At 31.7% G+C, this 18,610-nt stretch carries 16 protein-coding genes; 14 read left to right on the top strand and 2 right to left on the bottom strand.

Annotated elements, in window-relative coordinates:
* Positions 1–8 precede the first annotated feature (8 nt).
* The 3 genes from C8P70_RS06840 to C8P70_RS06830 all read left to right on the top strand — a co-directional run bounded on the left by C8P70_RS06840 (position 9) and on the right by C8P70_RS06830 (position 4,328).
* Complete coding sequence (locus tag C8P70_RS06840) at positions 9–3,056, top strand: CHAT domain-containing protein (RefSeq protein ID WP_133712598.1); 3,048 nt, start codon at positions 9–11, stop codon at positions 3,054–3,056.
* 91 nt (positions 3,057–3,147) lie between these two features.
* Complete coding sequence (gene rpiB, locus C8P70_RS06835; protein WP_133712597.1) at positions 3,148–3,579, top strand: ribose 5-phosphate isomerase B; 432 nt, start codon at positions 3,148–3,150, stop codon at positions 3,577–3,579.
* A 176-nt stretch (positions 3,580–3,755) separates the two neighbouring features.
* Positions 3,756–4,328 (top strand): helix-turn-helix domain-containing protein, encoded by a 573-nt coding sequence (locus C8P70_RS06830; protein ID WP_133712596.1) that lies wholly within the window; start codon positions 3,756–3,758, stop codon positions 4,326–4,328.
* Here C8P70_RS06830 and C8P70_RS06825 read toward each other — a convergent pair.
* Positions 4,321–4,596: a DUF1294 domain-containing protein gene (locus C8P70_RS06825; protein WP_133712595.1), complete on the bottom strand. Its 276-nt coding sequence runs from the start codon at positions 4,594–4,596 to the stop codon at positions 4,321–4,323. The two genes, C8P70_RS06830 and C8P70_RS06825, sit on opposite strands and share 8 nt — an antisense overlap.
* A gap of 50 nt (positions 4,597–4,646) precedes the next feature.
* Here C8P70_RS06825 and C8P70_RS06820 point away from each other — a divergent pair, with 50 nt between their 5' ends.
* Positions 4,647–6,776 (top strand): Tex family protein, encoded by a 2,130-nt coding sequence (locus tag C8P70_RS06820; RefSeq protein ID WP_133712594.1) that lies wholly within the window; start codon positions 4,647–4,649, stop codon positions 6,774–6,776.
* A 111-nt stretch (positions 6,777–6,887) separates the two neighbouring features.
* On the opposite strand, the gene C8P70_RS06815 is transcribed toward C8P70_RS06820, so the two are convergent.
* Complete coding sequence (locus C8P70_RS06815; RefSeq protein ID WP_133712593.1) at positions 6,888–7,103, bottom strand: twin-arginine translocase TatA/TatE family subunit; 216 nt, start codon at positions 7,101–7,103, stop codon at positions 6,888–6,890.
* Between the two features lie 138 nt (positions 7,104–7,241).
* Between C8P70_RS06815 and C8P70_RS06810 the strand changes: the two genes are divergently transcribed.
* The 10 genes from C8P70_RS06810 to C8P70_RS06765 are packed head-to-tail and all read left to right on the top strand — an operon-like array spanning position 7,242 to position 18,560.
* Positions 7,242–8,174: a murein hydrolase activator EnvC family protein gene (locus C8P70_RS06810; protein WP_243832679.1), complete on the top strand. Its 933-nt coding sequence runs from the start codon at positions 7,242–7,244 to the stop codon at positions 8,172–8,174.
* 4 nt (positions 8,175–8,178) lie between these two features.
* Entirely contained in the window at positions 8,179–9,660 is a 1,482-nt protein-coding gene (locus tag C8P70_RS06805; protein ID WP_133712592.1) for a GH3 auxin-responsive promoter family protein, read from the top strand.
* A 15-nt stretch (positions 9,661–9,675) separates the two neighbouring features.
* Positions 9,676–11,355: a DUF6909 family protein gene (locus C8P70_RS06800; RefSeq protein ID WP_133712591.1), complete on the top strand. Its 1,680-nt coding sequence runs from the start codon at positions 9,676–9,678 to the stop codon at positions 11,353–11,355.
* A gap of 4 nt (positions 11,356–11,359) precedes the next feature.
* Positions 11,360–12,337, top strand: a complete 978-nt coding sequence (locus tag C8P70_RS06795) for a hypothetical protein (protein WP_133712590.1) — start codon at positions 11,360–11,362, stop codon at positions 12,335–12,337.
* A 4-nt stretch (positions 12,338–12,341) separates the two neighbouring features.
* Positions 12,342–12,902 carry a dTDP-4-dehydrorhamnose 3,5-epimerase gene (gene rfbC / locus C8P70_RS06790; protein ID WP_133712589.1) on the top strand — a complete coding sequence of 187 codons (561 nt, stop codon included), beginning with the start codon at positions 12,342–12,344 and terminating at the stop codon, positions 12,900–12,902.
* Positions 12,890–13,666 (top strand): dTDP-4-dehydrorhamnose reductase, encoded by a 777-nt coding sequence (gene rfbD / locus C8P70_RS06785; RefSeq protein WP_133712588.1) that lies wholly within the window; start codon positions 12,890–12,892, stop codon positions 13,664–13,666. Before rfbC ends, rfbD begins: the two co-directional genes overlap by 13 nt.
* Positions 13,667–13,699: 33 nt before the next feature.
* Positions 13,700–15,103 (top strand): O-antigen ligase family protein, encoded by a 1,404-nt coding sequence (locus C8P70_RS06780; protein WP_133712587.1) that lies wholly within the window; start codon positions 13,700–13,702, stop codon positions 15,101–15,103.
* Between the two features lie 15 nt (positions 15,104–15,118).
* On the top strand, positions 15,119–16,645 hold the full coding sequence (locus tag C8P70_RS06775) for an oligosaccharide flippase family protein (protein WP_133712586.1): 1,527 nt from the start codon (positions 15,119–15,121) through the stop codon (positions 16,643–16,645).
* Positions 16,642–17,742, top strand: a complete 1,101-nt coding sequence (locus C8P70_RS06770; RefSeq protein WP_133712585.1) for a polysaccharide pyruvyl transferase family protein — start codon at positions 16,642–16,644, stop codon at positions 17,740–17,742. The genes C8P70_RS06775 and C8P70_RS06770 overlap by 4 nt, the downstream gene beginning before the upstream one ends.
* Positions 17,743–17,768: 26 nt before the next feature.
* Positions 17,769–18,560, top strand: a complete 792-nt coding sequence (locus C8P70_RS06765; protein ID WP_133712584.1) for a glycosyltransferase family 2 protein — start codon at positions 17,769–17,771, stop codon at positions 18,558–18,560.
* The last annotated feature ends 50 nt before the right edge of the window (positions 18,561–18,610 follow it).

The following is an 18,610-nucleotide window of genomic DNA, read 5'->3' as shown; positions in this document are numbered from 1 at the left end:
TTTTTATTATGAAAAAACCAAATATTTTTTATTTTATAACTCTCATATGTTATTCTGTCTGTGCACAGTCTTCGTGGGAAGAATTTACTAAAATTGCAGATTCTTTAGATAAAAAATTACAATTTGAACAAGCACTTTCTTACAGAGCAAAAGCGATTGAATCAGCTAAAAAAGAAAGAGAAAATACACAAAAAATGCTACTTGGACTGCAGATGTTTACGCAAGCAGAAGCAGATTTTAGCAAAAGTAAAAAAGCAAATTCTGAAGCTTACCTATTAATGCAAGAAGCTGTTACTGTTCTTCAAATTGCCAATGCTAGTCCTGAAAGAATCAGCAAAGCATATTGGGATTTAAATCTTGCTGCATTTAATTATATGCGAAATCAAGAAGATACTGAGAGGTATCTAAATAAATCGATCGATTATCATCTTAAAAGTTCAGAGATAGATACCCTGTTATTGCTTAATACTATGCATGGATCTAGCTATATGGGGATATTATCTGGTAATTACCAGAAAGCTATAACAACTTTAGAACAAGCAATCGCTTTATTTGACCAATACCAAATAAAAGAAGAACAGGATTATAATCTTGTAGGCTATTTATATTCTAATTTAGCTTTGATTTATAGTATTGGATTTTTAGATATTCCACAAAAAGAAAAACTGTATTTAAATAAGGCTGAAAATGCTTTTTCTTCTATATCGGAGCCTGATCTTGAATATTTTATCGGTACTTATACAAGTTTAGCAAAAAATGAAAGAAGGTATAGAAACTATAAAAGTGCAGAAGGGTATTTAAACAAAGCTCTGCAAATTTATAATAATAATAAGACAGAATTTCATTCAGGCACTATGCATTATATAGGGTTCAAAACAGAACTCACAATATTTGGCGACTTAATAATTATTTATCGGGATACCGGAGAACAGGCTAAAATGCTAGACGTGTTTAATAAGGTAGAATCTATTGCAAAGAACAACCTGCTTGATCAAACAGAAAAAAACCAATATACCGAAATACTTAGAAGTTTAGGGCGATATTATTTGAATTGGGAGTATGATTTTGATAAGGTAAAATCGATTATTGATAAAGCTTTAAAGGTAAAAATTGATAAAACGGCTATTCATACCGGAGGAACAAGAGCCAGCCTTTACTTAGATTTAGCAAAAGCGCACTTTTTAAACAAAGATTACAATCAAGCTTTAAAAATAATAAATGAGATAGAAGAAACAGATAGTCTTGAGCCTTATCAAATTGAATTAAAAGTTGAATCCCTGCTTGCTTTGGACAAAATAGAAGAAGCCATCGGAACTGTTAATCAACTATTGAAAGCGATTTCAAATGAAAATTCAAAACTGCATTTTCCAAAGAGTTCAACAGCAGATTTTACCTCTGGTTATGTTATTACTGATGCAGAAGGCTTAGCTAATCTTGCAAAAGCATTTCGAAATTATTATGGCAAATATTCTATAGAGGAAGAAAAGCTATATTGGATGGCTTTGAGGCAATTTGAAAGCAATATTGGTAATATTCCTTTAAATAAAGATTTGAAACAGGTTGTAGATAAAATTACCAGTGGATTGATGACTGTAGGTATGTATCGAAACTTTTCTTTAGAAGAGAACAATCGCTTACTGAATTTTATGGAAGTAGTTGCCTCTCAAGAATTCATAAATACTTTTTTGTTAAAAAGAGAAATAGCGGGAAGTACAGAGCTTTACAAATTAATAGAAGAAGAGCAATATGTCAGATCTTATCTTACTTTTCTTAAAAAAGAATTTTTAAAATCTAAGGATAGTGATATAAAGCAACAAATATTTGAAAAAGAAGTTGAATTAAAAAAAATAAACGAGAAGTTACTCCATCAACATAAATTGAGCAGTTTACTTACTACACCAGATATTGATGTTAGTGTTTTACCGCAAAAAAATATTATCAAATTTAGAGCTATTGGAGATAAACTGTTCAAAGTCATAATTAACAATAATAAAGTGAGTTATCAGGTGATTAAAGACTATCTGACTTTAAAACAAGAAATTGAGTATTATTTATCTCTTGTAAATAGTTTGGATGTATCTATAAACACTATCAAAGAAAAAGGAGAGGCTCTTTACGCAAAATTATTTGAAGATGACTTTAATACCACAAACCCTACTGTGATTATATCTGATGATATACTGCATTATTTACCATTTGAACTTTTGGTAAATAACAGCCAATATTTAATAGAAAACCATACTATTTCTTATGTTTCCAGCCTTTATTTTTTGAGTATTTCAAAAACTGAATCAAATATTCCACAAAACAGAAAAGCAGTGTTTTTTGCTCCGAAATATTCAGGAGAAAGAACAGAAAGCCAACTTGCTGTTCGAGGGGAAACTTATGCGTTATCAGGAGCTGAAGAAGAAATAAAAGAAATAGCAAAATTTATTCCAGGGAAATTATATTTAGGAGATGTGGCATCTAAAACTAATTTTAAAGCTTTAGAAAATGATATTTCTATTCTCCATTTGGCGATGCACTCTAACTTAAACAATGAAGATCCCGAACTGAGTAATCTTATCTTTTCAAATTTTGAAGAAGATTATGAAATGTATATTTCAGAATTATATGGGCTAAATTTTAATGCTGATTTAGCCGTTTTAAGCGCTTGTAATACAGGAGTTGGAGGATTTAAAGACGGAGTGAATTTAGTTTCAATGCGTCAGGCATTTACGACTGCAGGCATTTCTTCTACGGTGGCAAGCCTTTGGAATGCTCCTGATCAATCTACTAAAGAAATTATGATTGCGTTTTACAAAAATCTTCAAAAAGGTCAGGATAAAGCCATCGCCTTGCAACAAGCAAAACTAAATTATCTTAAAAACACTAAAGAAGAAAAGCTTACACATCCTTTTTATTGGGCTGGATTTGTGTTATCAGGAGATGAAAAACCTGTAGAACTGGATAAAAGTTCATCTGAGAGAAATTATAAAACTATTTTATCAGCAGTTTTATTATCAGCCGGAATTATCCTGTTTTTAAGAATGCGGAGAAAAAAGAGAGTTAATTAAGATAAAAGTAAAATACAGTTTAGGTTATAAAAATAAATTTTAAACATAAATAATTTATACTTTTGTAAGCAATAAAGAAACATCTTTTAACATGAAAATAGCTATAGGAAATGACCATGCCGGTCCTGAATACAAAGCAGCAATTGTAAAGATACTGGAAGCAAAGGGGTATGAAGTTGTAAATTACGGAACGGATACATTTGAATCTGTGGATTATCCTGATTTTGGACACAAAGTAGCTATGGATGTAGAAACGAAAAATGCAGATTTTGGTGTTGTCATTTGCGGTAGCGGAAACGGTATAGCAATTACTGCAAATAAACATCAAGGAGTTAGATGTGCATTGTGTTGGATAAAAGAAATAGCTATACTGGCACGTCAGCACAATGATGCGAATGTGATTTCTATTCCTGCTCGTTTTGTTGCAATACAGCAAGCTGTTGAAATGGTTGAAGCTTTCTTAAGTACTGATTTTGAAGGAGGGCGTCATGCTAACCGGGTCAATAAGATTGCTTGCTCCTAAGCAGCAAGCTAAAAAAATAAAATATTGAATGCTGAAAATAAATTTCAGCATTTTGTTCTTAAAACTCTTTAGTTTTCTTGATTCTGACACAAATGTCGGGTAAATGTCGGTATGTTGCCGTTAGGTTTTTTTACTGCAGAAAGTAGCTTTGCAGTATAAAACTTAATCAAATTTATATGGAAACAATAGGAATTAAAATTACGCAATTAAGAAAACAAAAAGCACTATCACAAGAGCAGTTAGCTGACTTGGCAAAAGTAAATGTACGCACTATTCAACGGATTGAAACGAATGAAACAACTCCGAGAGGAGGAACATTGAAACTGATTTGTGATGCCTTGGGAGTAACGCCTGACGAAATCATAAATTTTGAAAAAACAGAAGATCGTACTTTTCTTATCTGGATGCATATTTCCATAATGTTGGGAAGCTTTCTGGCAATCGGAAATATTATTTTACCATTAATTTTGTGGCTTTCTAATAAAAACAAGACTGAGCATGTTAATGAACAAGGTGTAAATATTCTTAATTTTCAGATTCTGTATTCCATTATTACTTCTTTTATTCTATTCATTGGAGTATTTATAAAAATAACAAATAGAGAAAAAATCATCAGTTTTGAAGCTGTTTTTATTGCTCTTTTTTTATTAGGAATCATCAATCTCTTATATCCGATTATTAATGCTGTCCGTATTTCTAAAGGAACTGTAAAAAACTTTTATCCGGCTATTATCCGATTTATTAAATAAATAATTTTCGTTTATAAAACGCAAAAAACAATAAAATTTGTAAAGCAGCAATCGCATAAAACCATAACTTAAAAGAGAGCTTTTTAGTTTTATGCTTATATTTATTCATACCGATCCACGCTCCTAATGTTCCTCCAAGAGCTGTTATTGTGAGCAGATTTTTTTCTGAGATTCTTCGCTTGCCTTTTATTGCTCGTTCTTTATCCAGATGATATAAGCTGAATGCTATATAATTAACGGTAATCAAGTAAAGGAATACAAATTTCATGTGACAATAATTGCTGCAAAGGTAGTATTTTAGCAGTCTGATAAAGCAAGATGGATAAAATTCAATACATAAAACAACAAATCGTTGTTCCTGAACAATCAATACAGAGTACTTTGGAATTGTTTTCCGAAGATTGTACCATTCCGTTTATAGCCCGATACCGAAAGGATTACACCGGGAATTTAGATGAAGTTCAGGTTGAACAGATTCAAAAATTTTCAATTCAGTTTGATACAATTGTCAAAAGAAAAGAAGCTATTTTAGCTTCTATTGAAGAGCAAGGACAATTAACAGATCCGTTAAAAGAAAAAATCATTCAATCTTTTGATTTGAATGAAATAGAAGATATTTATCTTCCGTTTAAAAAGAAGAGAAAGACAAAAGCAGATGTCGCTCGCGAAAACGGATTAGAACCTTTGGCAAAAATAATCATGGCGCAAAAAACAGATGATTTGACGTATTCGGCAGAAAAGTTTTTAAACAGTCAAGTCAATTCTTCTGAAAGCGCTTTACAAGGAGCACGTGATATTATTGCCGAATGGGTTAATGAAAATATTTATGTAAGAAAAACGCTTAGACGTAAATTTCAGCGTCAGTCTGAAATTTCAACTAAAGTAGTTAAAGCAAAAAAAGAGGAAGAAGCTGCTCAGAAATACGAACAATATTTTGATTGGAATGAACCCTTGCATAAAACAGCGTCGCATCGTTTATTAGCGATGTTAAGAGCTGTAAATGAAGGGTTTGTTAAAATAAATATTTCGATTGATAAAGAGGAAGCTTTGCTTTTTATTGAAGAAGCTATTGTTAAATATCCGCATCACGAACAAACCGCCAAGCAGATAAAACAAGCTATTGCTGATGCTTACAAGCGTTTGTTGGAACCTGCTATTTCCAATGAAGTTCTTCAGGAATACAAATTAAAAGCTGATTTACAGTCAATAGGCGTTTTTTCAGATAATTTGTCGCAGTTATTATTAGCAGCACCATTAGGAGAAAAGCGCGTGCTTGCAATTGATCCCGGATTCAAAACGGGATGTAAAGTAGTTTGCATTGATGAAAATGGAAACCTATTGTACAACGAGACTATTTTTCCGCATGCTCCTCAGAAAGATACTGCAATGGCTTCCAAAAAAATCCGCTCGATGGCAAATTCATATAAAATAGAAGCGATTGCAATTGGTAATGGAACAGCGTCACGAGAAACAGAATTTTTTATTCAGAGAATTGCTTTTGACAAACCAATTCAGGTTTTTGTAGTTAGTGAAGCCGGAGCATCAGTTTATTCAGCATCTAAAATCGCTCGTGAAGAGTTTCCAAATTACGATGTTACAGTTCGCGGAGCAGTATCTATTGGAAGAAGATTGCAAGACCCCTTGGCAGAATTGGTAAAAATTGAACCAAAATCTATAGGAGTAGGACAATATCAACACGATGTGGATCAGACTTTGTTAAAACAGGAATTGGACAATGTAGTAATGCGCTGTGTAAATAAAGTGGGAATTAACTTAAATACAGCAAGTCATTCGCTGCTGAGCTATGTTTCCGGAATTGGAGAAAAATTGGCGGAAAATATTGTAAAATACCGGACTGAAAACGGAGCTTTCAAGAGCAGAAAAGAACTTAAAAAGGTTACGCGATTAGGCGACAAAGCTTATCAACAGGCAGCAGCATTTGTTCGGGTATTAAACAGTGATTATGTGCTGGATAATTCAGCAGTACATCCTGAAGCATATACTTTGGTGGAACGAATGGCAAAAGATTTAAAAGTAAATACAGAGCACTTAATTGGCAATAAATCTCTTATTCAACAAATAAATTCTAATCAATATACCTCATCACTATTTGGAATTCACTATATTCAGGACTTATTAAAAGAATTGGAAAAACCAGGATTGGACCCCAGAAAAAAAGCTAAAGTATTGGAGTTTGATCCGTCTTTGCGTACGATTAATGATGTAGAAGTAGGAAAAGTTTACAATGGAATTGTGAATAATATTACCAATTTTGGATGTTTTGTTGATATCGGAATTAAAGAAAGCGGTTTGGTGCATATTTCCCAACTCAAAGAAGGTTTTGTTTCAGATGTGAATGAAGTAGTAAAACTGCATCAACACGTAGTGGTTAAAGTGTTAGAAGTAGACCATTCCAAAAAACGCCTGCAATTGACAATGAAGTTATAAAGGATTTTAAAGTAAGTACTTGGATTTTTTTGTTTGGTAAAAAAACAGAAAGCACCTTACAAAATAAGAGTAAGGTGCTTTTTTGTTGGTTGAAAACAGTAAAATTTACTGCTATTCTGTTTTATTTTCGTTTGATGTTGTGTCTTTTTTGCTTGTTTGTTGAGCATTTTCGTCTTTGGTAGCGTCTTTAAATTCTTTAATTCCAGTACCAAGCCCTTTCATCAGTTCAGGAATTTTTTTACCTCCGAACAGCAAAAGAATAATAGCGACAATAATAACTATTTGCCATGGTCCTACCATCCCCAAAAAAATATGTAATGAATTCATAGTATTTTGTTTGAAACATTTGATAGCTACAAATATAAAGATAAAAAAAGAATCCGTTTGAGGTTTTATTCCTTTATTTAACGTTTAATAGTTTAAGATTAACATATTGAGTCTTTTTGGTGTGAATTAAAACTAAAAATGAAGAATGCCAATTTTTATAATTGCTATATTTGTGTGGAAAAAGTACAGCGTATGTCTGGGAAAGGGATTAAAAAGAAAAAATGGAAAAATAAACTTTTAAACAAGTATAGGGTTGTTGTGGTGAATGACAGAACGTTTGAAGACGTTTATTCTTTTAAACTCAATCTGTTGAATGTAGTGGGCGGAAGTACAACACTGGTTTTTTTATTAATTCTGTCAACAGTTATCTTACTTGTCCTTACTCCTATAAAAGAATATATCCCCGGATATTCTTCTTCTGAATTAAAACAAAAAACAATCGAACTCGCTTTAAAGGTTGATTCGTTGGAAGAAGAAGCCTATAAAAATACCGCTTATATCCATGCTGTAAAAAAGGCACTCTTGGGAGAAGTCGAAATTACTAAAGAAAGTATTGATTCGTTGAGGTTATCCGGAAACCCCGTCAATGCAATTGAGCATAAACAGCCAAGCGAAAAAGATCTGGAACTTAGAGAATTTGTGCGATTAGAGGATAAATACAATATTTTTACGGAGGAAACACCAAGAGTAAATCAGGTTTTGTTTTCGCCGGTGGATGGTGAAGTAGTCCGAAAATATGATCCGAGTACTTATCATTTTGGAGTTGATTTTCTGGTTTCTAAGAACACCCCTGTAAAAGCAATTGCCAAAGGAACAGTTTTGTTTGTAGATTGGACAATTAAAGACGGACATACTATTATTGTCTTGCACGAAGGAGGCTTGATTTCGGTATATAAACATTTATCAACGTTAACGAAATCCGAGTATGAAACCGTTAAATCCGGTGAAGTTTTAGGTCTTCATGACGGAGAAAAAACAGAAAGCACAACGGAAGATTCTCAATATTTCCATTTTGAACTATGGAAAGATAATTATCCATTAGATGCCACTTTATTTATAGATTTTGAATAAAATTATGTCGATAAAATCATTCGCAGCTAAAATTTTTGCTTCAATAGTACATAACAATACTCAAAAATGGGTTAATAGCCCTGTGGAAACACAATACAAAATATTTTTGTCGTTAGTAAAGCAAGCACAAAATACAGCTTTCGGACAAGAACACAATTTTAGGAGTATTAAAACTCATGAGGATTTTGTAAACAATGTTCCTATAAGAGATTACGAGGCATTAAGCCCCTATATTCATCGGGTAATAGAAGGGGAAGAAAATGTGCTTTGGAAGGGGAAACCGGTTTACTTTGCCAAGACTTCAGGAACTACATCAGGAGCAAAATATATTCCGCTTACTAAAGAATCGATGCCCTATCACATTAAGGCGGCAAGGAATGCTATTTTGGAATACATTTATGAAACCGGAAATGCTGAATTTGTTGATGGAAGAATGATATTTCTGCAAGGAAGTCCGATTTTGGAAGAAAAAAAAGGAATAAAGTTTGGTAGATTGTCGGGAATTGTTGCTCATTACGTACCAGGTTATTTACAGAAGAACCGCTTGCCAAGCTGGCAGACTAATTGCATTGAGGATTGGGAAACTAAAGTGGAAGCAATTGTAGATGAAACTGTAAATCAGGATATGTCTGTTATTTCAGGAATTCCAAGCTGGGTTCAAATGTATTTTGAAAAATTAAAAAAGAAAGAACAAAAGCCGGTAGGGGATATTTTTCCCAATTTTAAGCTTTTTATCTACGGAGGAGTTAATTTTGAACCTTATAGAGCTAAATTTGAAAAGCTGATAGGAAGAAAAGTTCCTTCAATAGAGACATTTCCGGCTTCAGAAGGTTTTTTTGCTTATCAGGATTCGCAAACAGAAAAAGGACTATTGCTATTGCTTGATGGAGGAATTTTTTATGAGTTTGTAAAAGCAAATGAATTTTTTGATGAACATCCGAAGAGATACACTATAGGAGAAGTAGAACTAGGTGTGAATTATGCTTTAATCATTTCTACTAATGCCGGATTGTGGGGGTATAATGTTGGTGATACCGTACAATTTATAAGTAAAAAACCTTATAGAATCGTGGTGTCGGGGAGAATAAAACACTTTATTTCGGCTTTTGGAGAGCACGTAATTGCCAAAGAAGTTGAAACGGCTTTAGAAGAAGCAATCTTGGGAACAGATGTTCAGGTAAATGAATTTACGGTTGCTCCTCAAATTACTCCCGATGAAGGTTTGCCTTATCACGAATGGTTTATTGAATTTGAAACAAAACCGGAAAACATAGAAGATTTTGCTTTAAAAATAGATTTTGCTTTACGAAAACAAAATGTATATTATGATGATTTAATAGCAGGAAAAGTTTTGAAGCCTTTGGTTATAAAATTGGTTAAAAAAGAAGGTTTTCAAAAATATATGAAAAGTATAGGAAAGTTGGGAGGACAAAATAAGTTACCCAGGTTGAGCAACGACAGAAGTATTGCTGACAAGTTACAATAATTAATAAAAAAAAGCATGAAAGAGATAAAAAATACATATCGAACAAGAGCACAAATATCATCCGCAGCAATAGAGCGGATGTATATTACAATGCGACATTTGTTTAACAGAGGTTTTTACAAACCCATGGGAGTTTCCGGGGATACTTTAAGAGAAGGACTGCTGGAACTTCGTCCTGAAATTTACGGATCTATTGCCGAAGAAAAAGTTGAACTCAACGGGTTACTCTATGTTATTGAACGCTTACCTGTTGGAATAGAGGAGTGTAGATATATTAATTTAACATCAGATGAAGGATATTCTTTTTCTCATTTTGAAGCAATAGTTCCTCCAAAGCGAAGAAGAAATTGCTATAGAATTGATGAAGAGCAGATGAACATTGAAATCACAAGAGGAAGATCAGATATATACGATGTTCTGACTCATTTGACTTTTATTTTTATTGAATCGCATAAAATTAAAGACAGAGTTTTAATTGATGAAGACGGAAAGGTAACGCGTGATTGGAAAAAGATTGAATTTAGCGCACAACAAAAAGAGCCGTTAGAATTGGAGGAAAAAGAAGTGATTATTTCTCGTTTGTCAAATGTTTTAGGCAGGTCGTTTTTGGAAGTGCTTTCAGCTTATGAAAAATTTGAAGTTCCCAATAATCCGGATCGTTTTTTAGACGTAATTTATTGGTTGGGAAAACTTGCTATAGAGGAGGATGTTGATAATAATAAGAGAACGATTACATTTAGCCCTTTATTGAGAGAGCGTTTAGGACATCATATTTATGGAGAAATATGGTCAGACAGAATCAAAGGCGTTTTACAGGATAAAGGTATTTTAAACCGACCTATACACATTATCAGCGCAAATATGCATAGTGTGATGAATTCTATTTTTGCTCCTTCGGTAATAAGAAAGGAAATAGAGGTTGAATCTGAACTAGAAATTTATGAAGAATTGAGCAAGTCAGAAAATAGCCATCTTCGCAATTTAGTAAAAGAAAGGGCGTTAAGTGAAGGGATGGTTTTTTTACCAGATGAATCAGGAACCAATATTGATGTTCAGATATTTGATACAGCAAAAATAAACTTTAATAATACTAACTTTGCCGATGTTAAGGTGGAGGAGGAATTTCCTGTTATTATTGTGATGGATTATGCTTTTGGCGAACAGGCTTATGAAACCATAGATGAATTGCTAAAACCTTATCAAAAAAATACATTGATTAATGTAAAATCTGTTTCTGTAATGGGGAAAGCGGGAATTTTAGCAGGGCAGAAAGGAGATATTATGATTCCGTTTGCACATATTAATGAAGGTACAGGTGATAATTATCCTTTTGAAAATGAGTTGACAGCAGATCTGTTTAAAGATTTAGATATTCCGGTTTATGAAGGAACGATGGTAACGGTTTTGGGAACTTCATTACAAAACAAAGATTTGTTGAAGTTTTTCCACGATTCTACCTGGGGAGTAATTGGATTGGAAATGGAAGGTGCTCATTATCAAAAAGCTGTACAATCTGCTTCTAAGATTAGAAAAAGCATAAATCCGGATGTCAAAGTCCGATATGCTTATTATGCTTCCGATAATCCTTTGGAAACAGGAAGTACGTTAGCTTCAGGAGGATTGGGAACAACAGGGGTAAAACCAACCTATTTAATTACGATAAAAATTTTGGAACAGATTTTTAATATAAAATAGCATTATGGAAAATAAAACTCAAAATAATCCGGACCATTTTGACGAGATTACATTTAATGAATTAAAAAGTTTTTTTAAATCGTTGTCAAATTCGGTAGGACTTTGCTTTTATAGAATGGTTCGTTTTATTATTAAAAATGCAATTTACTTGATTTTGCTTATTGCAATTGGTTTTGGATTGGGATATTTTTTGGATCGAACATCAACGGGAGCTGTCGGAGAAAAGACATTTGATTTGACAAATTCCGATAAAACTAAAATGTATGAGGTTGTAGTTGTACCTAATTATGGTTCTATTGATTTTATAATTGACTGGATTAATCATTATGAGGATAAAGAACCACTTACAGAAGGTATTAAAGAAATTAGGATTCAGGGAGTTGAAAATATCTATGATTTAATGGATGAAAATAGAATGAATGTTCACACCCTCTCAGTTCTGAATAGTAAGGTTCAAAGATATCAGGAATTACTGTATAATAGTGCGACAAATAAAAAATACCGCTATCAGAAAATATCTTTCGAGGTATTAGAAAGTTTTGATTTTAATACATTTTTTAAATCTTTTCAAAAGCAAGTTTCAGAAGAGCCTTATTATAAAAGTAGAAAAAATATCGAGCTTGACAGGTTAATTTTTAGAAAAGAAGAATTATTTAAATCTCTTAATCAAATCAATTCTATTCTGGACAAAGGAGAAACGGTACAATCAGACGACCTAGCTAATTTGGTTACTGAAAAGGATAATCTGCTGAAAGTTTTATCAGAAGTTGAGCTTAAAATATTGGAAGGAGAAGAAGTATTATTTGAGGTTTATCGGTTTGAAACGAAGGAAAGCGAAATAGAAAAAGAAAAATCAGAAAAGAAGAGAGTTAGTAAGCTTGGTAAAGAAATAAAGCTTCCTGTGTTATTTGTTTTTTTATTTGTAATCGGAAATTTGGGAGTAAGAACATACAAGAAATATAGAGCTATAAATAAGCAGTAATAATATGAAAGTGACAAAAACTGCTTTAAAAGATTGTTTTATCATTGAGCCTACTGTGTTTTTTGATGAAAGAGGTTGTTTTTTTGAGAGCTATCATCACACAAAGTTTACAAAAACTACAGGACAGGAGATTTGCTGGATACAGGACAATCAATCAGTTTCTTCAAAAGGCGTGTTACGAGGGTTACATTATCAAAGAGGAAAGTATCAGCAGGCAAAATTAGTTCGCGTTATTCAGGGAGAAGTATTAGATGTAATAGTAGATATTCGCCCTGATTCTAAAACCTATGGACAATACATTAAAGAAATTTTGAATGATAGGAATCAAAAACAGATTTTCATCCCCAAAGGTTTTGCACATGGTTTTCTAGTTTTAAGTAATACAGCTATTTTTTCATATAAATGCGATAACTATTACAATAAGGAAGCCGAAGGAGGAATAATCTATAACGATTATGAGCTTAATATTGAATGGAATTTAGAGGGTATTGAAAACCTGATTATTTCAGAGAAAGATTTGTGTCTGCCCTCTTTTAAACACCATTTACCAATATGCGAATTTTAGTTACGGGAGCAAATGGACAGGTAGGGCAGGCATTACAGTCTGTTTCGAGACAATTTGCAGAAATTGATTTTATTTTTTGTGATTCTGCGTTGTTGAATATCACTGATTCTGAAAAATTTAAAGAAGTAGTAAAGTTATACCGCCCGGATGTTTGTTTTAATCTGGCTGCTTATACAGCGGTAGATAGTGCAGAAGATGAGGTAGAAAAAGCTTTTTTAGTAAATTCAGAATCTCTAAAATATATTGCAGAAATTTGTCATCAGAATAAAGTTGTTTTGCTTCACCTTTCTACTGATTTTGTTTTTGATGGGGATAAGGAGAAACCTTATACAGTAAATGATAGTCCTAATCCGATAAATGTCTATGGCGCATCAAAGTTAAAGGGAGAGCAATACATCCAGAAAATAATGCGGGAGTATTATATTGTTCGAACATCTTGGGTGTACTCTGATTTTGGACATAATTTTAAAAACACAATGTTGAGACTGGCGAGGGAGAAAAAAGAAATAAATGTTGTAAACGACCAGATAGGCTGTCCAACGGATGCCTTGGATTTAGCTTGCTATATTGTGGGATTGGTAGAAGAAAAACGTCCATTTGGATTGTATCATTTTTGTGGCGAAAAAATATATTCATGGTATGATTTTGCAGTTGAAATTTTCAAGAAAAATAATATAAATATAACAGTTAATCCAATATCTACTTCGGAGTATCCTGCTAAAGCAAAGAGACCGAAATATAGTGTGTTGAGCAGTAAAGTTTAGAAAACTATTCTTAGTAATATCTTAAAAAAAAGCGTGAATTCATTAAAAAAAATATATGTTTTGTTCTTTTTATTAGGGATTTTCTTTATTCCTTTTAATGAGTTTGATGGTGTTTCTTTTTTAGGAGAATATCAAAACGAAGCGGCCACCTATTTTTTTTTATTTGGTTTTTTTCTAGTTTGCATAGATAGTTTTGTTGAAAAAAAAATAATTTTACCTGTAAGGAGTATTTATTTTAAGATTATTTTATTGTTTTTGGGTTGGATTTTTTTAAGTGCGTTGTTGAATTATCCATCTATTAGTGAAAGTTATTTTAAACAGACAGCAGGGATAAGCCGCTTTTTTAGACAATTAATATCATTTCTTTTATCATCGGTTATTTTTACTGTCTTCTTCTGGAATGTAATTAGAATATATCCTTTAAAAAGAATATTTTCGGTTATTAGGGCTGTGATGTGGTGGAGCTTGGTTTTTGTTTTTATCTATGGTTTTATAGAAATACTAATTGTTGTATTTGGAATTTATCAGCTTATGCCAATACTTTCAGCTTTTGATATTTTCCCTTTTGTAAATACAAAACTTGATCCTGGAGGTAGAGTATCTTCCATTTCTTATGAAGTTCCTGCGCTTGGAAATTATCTGATTATGGTAGCTCCTTGGATGTTTAGTTATATACTTACGTCTAAACAAACTTACATGCGGTTTTTGCCCGTTTCTATGGTTTTGATTCTTATGTTCTTTTCCGGATCTAGGACAGCCTTAATAAATGTTACAATACAGTTGTTGATATTTTTGATATTATTGTTAAGAAGAAGAAAAATAAGAGTGAAAATAGCGAAGATACTAACTTATACTTCACCAGTTTTATTGATACTATTGATAATGAATATTGGAAAAATTTCAGAAATAATAACTCAAAAAGCAGATTCTTTAAATTTTTCTAAAAATCTAACTCAAAGCGTATCTAATAAAACTCGGTTTGGAATGCAATACGCTTCATTAAAAGTATTTATAGACCATCCTGTATTTGGTGTTGGATTAGGACAGGAAACTTACCACAAAAGAAAACATTACCCTGAGTGGGCAACTAAAGATAATTTTGAGTTTGATCTGTTTTTTGAAAATGAGGATGTAAAATCTTTTCCGTCAGGTTATAATATTTATACTCGTTTATTGGCTGAAACTGGAGTTGTAGGTTTTATGATTTTTATAGGTTTAATCTCGTTAGCTATTTTTGATTCTTTTTTTTACTATCGTGCGTTAAGAAATTCCAATAGATTAATTGCATTAACAGTTTTTATATCATTAATAGGACTGTCTTTTAATTGGTTGCAGACTGATTTTTTCAGACAATATGGTTTTTGGTTAATGTTAGCTATATTAATAAAGCTAAAACAACAAGAAAAATTAGGTATAACATTATATAATAAAGCGTAAAGGAAATATCTATCAATGGCATATTCAAATAAATACCAAACCAAAATTAATCTGTTATTTAATGTAATAACTTTTGCGATTAATGCATTAATCGGATTGGTTCTTCCCGCTTTTTTGATAGACAAATTAGGTGTAGGAACATATTCTTTAATTCCGATATCTATGTCTATTACATCGTTTATGCTTATTATAACGGTGGCTATTAATGGAACATTATCGCGCTTTTTGTCAATAGATTTTGCAACAGATTTTAAGTCAGTTAATACAACTTTTTCGACCTCATATTTTGTGTTATTAGGGTTGTTTTTAATTTTTATGCCTCTTCTTTTCCTTTTCGTTTACAATCCTTCTCTTTTTTTAAATATTAGTGAAAATAATATCAATGATTCGAGAATCTTATTTGGAACAATTATTATTGCTTTTGTTTTAAACAGTTTTGCATCGTTATTTAATAGTATAGCTTATGTTAAAAACAGAATTAATCTTCAGAATATTTCTTTGATAATTAATCGCTTAGGAATTATTATTTTTCTGACAGCTTTATTTTTAATAGGATATATTAATGTACAAGCGTACGGAATAGCCGTTTTATTTTCAACTATTATTTCATTTATTTATAGTTATAAAATAGCAAAGAAGTTACATCCTAATTTAGAGATTCGTTTTTCCTTGTTTGATACTTCCAAATTTAAATTATTGAGCAAGCTGGGGTTTTGGTTAATGGTTAATCAAGTAGGAGTTTTACTATTTTTACAAACAGATATTTTAGTCGTCAATAATTTACTTGGAGAAGAAAAATCCGGAATATTCGGGACTTTAATTCAATGGAGTTTCTTAATCAGAACCATAATTGGAATATTTTCTACCGTTTTTGGACCTCTAACTTTAAATTTGTATGCCAACCAGCAAATAGATAAATTAATCGAATTTACTAAACTAACAACCAAATTATTAGGAATATTATCTTCTGTCATTGCAGTTATAATTGTTTACTTTGCAAAAGACATTTTAAGAGTATGGTTAGGAGTGGAATTCGAAGAATACACGTTCATTTTACAAGTTATGATTTTTCATTTAGGATTTAATTTAGCATACAGCTCAATCGTTAATATAAATATAGCTTATAATAAAGCAGAAATTCCAGGGGTAGTAACTTTACTAACAGGAGTATTAAACATTTGCTTAGGTATCGTGTTAATAAAATATACCTCTTTGGGTATACTTGCTGTAGCAATTTCTGGATTCATAAGTTTAACTATTAAAAATTTTGTATTTACGCCTCTCTACGCAGCTAAAATTATGGGTATACAATGGTATACCTATATACGAACTATTTTTTCTTCACTGATTATTACGCTTTTTGGAGTTGGGTTAACTGTGTGTTTTTCATCAGAAAGATTCCAAATTAATAGTTTTATTGAGTTGATTATGGGTTGTATAGTTTTAACTTTAGTATTAGGTGCAGGAGCTTGGTTTTTATTGAGAAAAGAAGAAAAGATACAAGTAAAAGAAGTAATTTTGAGTAAAATTGGCAATCAATGAAAAAGATTTTGTACAGTGGTTTTTATGGTTTTAAAAATACGGGAGATGATGCTTTTTTAGAAGTGGCAGCTTGGGGAAGCAAAGAGTTTTTAAATACAGAAAATATTGTTTTTTTAGCACACGGATTACCAAAATTAGTAAATGACTTTCAAGAACTCGGGAAACCATTATTTAAAGGTTTCGACAGAATACAAGGTCTACGAGAAATGGTCAATGCAGATTATTTTATTTCAGCAGGTGGTTCAACTTTTGTTGATCATAAAAAGCATTATTTAAAGGCATTGGCGGAAATAGCAAAGAAGACGGTTAACAGAAAAATACAAACCGGAGCTATTGGTGTTTCTATCGGACCATTTAAAAATAGTGAATACGAACAAAATGTAATTAAATATTTAAAACAGCTTAATTTTTTGACGTTAAGAGACAACAGATCTTATGAGTATGTAAACACATTAGATTTGCCTTATAAACCAATAGAAGCATTTGATTTGGCAGCTCTATTGCCGCTGGTATATACTGGAATTAATAAATTACCAAAAAATAAAAATAAAAAAATTATAGGAGTAAGCGTTTGCCCTTATGAAAGTATTTCAAAATTAGATGAAATTAAAAACGAAAACAGGAGAAATGAGAGTATAATAAAGTTGCTGAAAAAAATAAATAAAAATAACGAAGACGTTACTTTTCGTTTTTTTGTAATTAACGGACATAAAGTTTTTGGAGATAAAAAACTGACTTTAGATGTAATAAATAAAAGCCAGATTAAGAATTTTGAGTTGGTAGATTATCAAAATTCAGTACTCTCTGCTTGGAATTTAATAGGACAATGTGATGTAATGATAGCAACAAGACTTCATGCTGCTATCTTAGCAGCTTATAATGATGTTCCTTTTATATTAAATGAATATCATCAAAAATGTACTGATTTTTTAACCGATGTAGGGCAACATGAAGATTGGATGGTGGGTGATGCAGAGTATGAAGATGATAAAATAATTAATGTCTTGTCAAGAGTAATAAATAAAGAATCAAAAATTGAAAAGCCTTTATTTATATCCGATACACAAAAAAAATCATTAAAAAACTTTAGCTTTTAGTAATAAAATTAAGTATTAATTATTAAATGAAGATAAAAGTATCTGTCATCATTCCGTGCTATAATTGTGCCGAAACAATTCATCAGTGTGTAGAATCCGCTGTTAATCAGACTTATTCTGTCCACGAAATAATTCTTGTCAATGATGGCTCTACGGATAATACTTTGGAAAAGTTAGATGAAATTCATGAAAAATATAAAGAAGCCCATTTGTTGATAAAAATCATAAGTCAGACGAATCAAGGGCCTTCTGCTGCAAGAAATAGGGGAATAGAAGAATCTACCGGAGATTGGATTGCATTTTTAGATTCTGATGATTATTGGTTTGAGGATAAAACGGAAATTCAGCTTCGAGGACTACAAACTTACCCCGATTCTGTTTTAATTGGTGGAAAGAAAGGACTTCGAAAAAAAGAAATTATTTTGAAAAAAGTGAGCGTTGTAAACTTTCTAAAACTGTGCTTTAAAAACTTTTTTTTGACTTCATCTACTATGGTTAATGCAAGAGTGGCTAAAAATTATAAGTTTAATATTCATCAAAAACATTCGGAAGATTATAGATTTTTTTTAGAGATTTTGGCGGACAAATTTTATGGGATAACGATTGATTTATCTTTGTCGTGCAGCATTGCCAATAAAAGAGATTATGGAGAAGCAGGATTATCTCAAAATATCTTTAAAATGGAAAAAGGAGAATTGTCAAATTTTAAATATTTGTTTGAACAGAAAAAAATTTCTTTTATGAAATATGTAGGATTTTCTCTTTTTTCGATACTGAAATTTTTTAGGAGATGGATAATCATTAATATTTTAAGCTAAGATTGATGAGTGAAAAGTTGTCTAAGATAGGAAGTGTTTTTTTCCTAAGT

The organism is Myroides indicus, assembly GCF_004364575.1.
Lineage (GTDB): Bacteria > Bacteroidota > Bacteroidia > Flavobacteriales > Flavobacteriaceae > Flavobacterium > Flavobacterium indicum_A.
Note: the sequence above shows the minus strand (reverse complement) of the source record. Positions and strands in the feature narration are given on the sequence as shown.

Bases quoted from the DNA above. Each gene is read 5' to 3' on its own strand.
- rfbC (WP_133712589.1), top strand. From the start codon at position 12,342: ATGAAAGTGACAAAAACTGCTTTAAAAGATTGTTTTATCATTGAGCCT.
- C8P70_RS06770 (WP_133712585.1), top strand. From the start codon at position 16,642: ATGAAAAAGATTTTGTACAGTGGTTTTTATGGTTTTAAAAATACGGGA.
- C8P70_RS06800 (WP_133712591.1), top strand. From the start codon at position 9,676: ATGAAAGAGATAAAAAATACATATCGAACAAGAGCACAAATATCATCC.
- rpiB (WP_133712597.1), top strand. From the start codon at position 3,148: ATGAAAATAGCTATAGGAAATGACCATGCCGGTCCTGAATACAAAGCA.
- C8P70_RS06765 (WP_133712584.1), top strand. From the start codon at position 17,769: ATGAAGATAAAAGTATCTGTCATCATTCCGTGCTATAATTGTGCCGAA.
- C8P70_RS06805 (WP_133712592.1), top strand. From the start codon at position 8,179: ATGTCGATAAAATCATTCGCAGCTAAAATTTTTGCTTCAATAGTACAT.
- C8P70_RS06810 (WP_243832679.1), top strand. From the start codon at position 7,242: ATGAAGAATGCCAATTTTTATAATTGCTATATTTGTGTGGAAAAAGTA.
- rfbD (WP_133712588.1), top strand. From the start codon at position 12,890: ATGCGAATTTTAGTTACGGGAGCAAATGGACAGGTAGGGCAGGCATTA.
- C8P70_RS06775 (WP_133712586.1), top strand. From the start codon at position 15,119: ATGGCATATTCAAATAAATACCAAACCAAAATTAATCTGTTATTTAAT.
- C8P70_RS06795 (WP_133712590.1), top strand. From the start codon at position 11,360: ATGGAAAATAAAACTCAAAATAATCCGGACCATTTTGACGAGATTACA.
- C8P70_RS06815 (WP_133712593.1), bottom strand. From the start codon at position 7,103: ATGAATTCATTACATATTTTTTTGGGGATGGTAGGACCATGGCAAATA.
- C8P70_RS06825 (WP_133712595.1), bottom strand. From the start codon at position 4,596: ATGAAATTTGTATTCCTTTACTTGATTACCGTTAATTATATAGCATTC.
- C8P70_RS06830 (WP_133712596.1), top strand. From the start codon at position 3,756: ATGGAAACAATAGGAATTAAAATTACGCAATTAAGAAAACAAAAAGCA.
- C8P70_RS06820 (WP_133712594.1), top strand. From the start codon at position 4,647: ATGGATAAAATTCAATACATAAAACAACAAATCGTTGTTCCTGAACAA.
- C8P70_RS06840 (WP_133712598.1), top strand. From the start codon at position 9: ATGAAAAAACCAAATATTTTTTATTTTATAACTCTCATATGTTATTCT.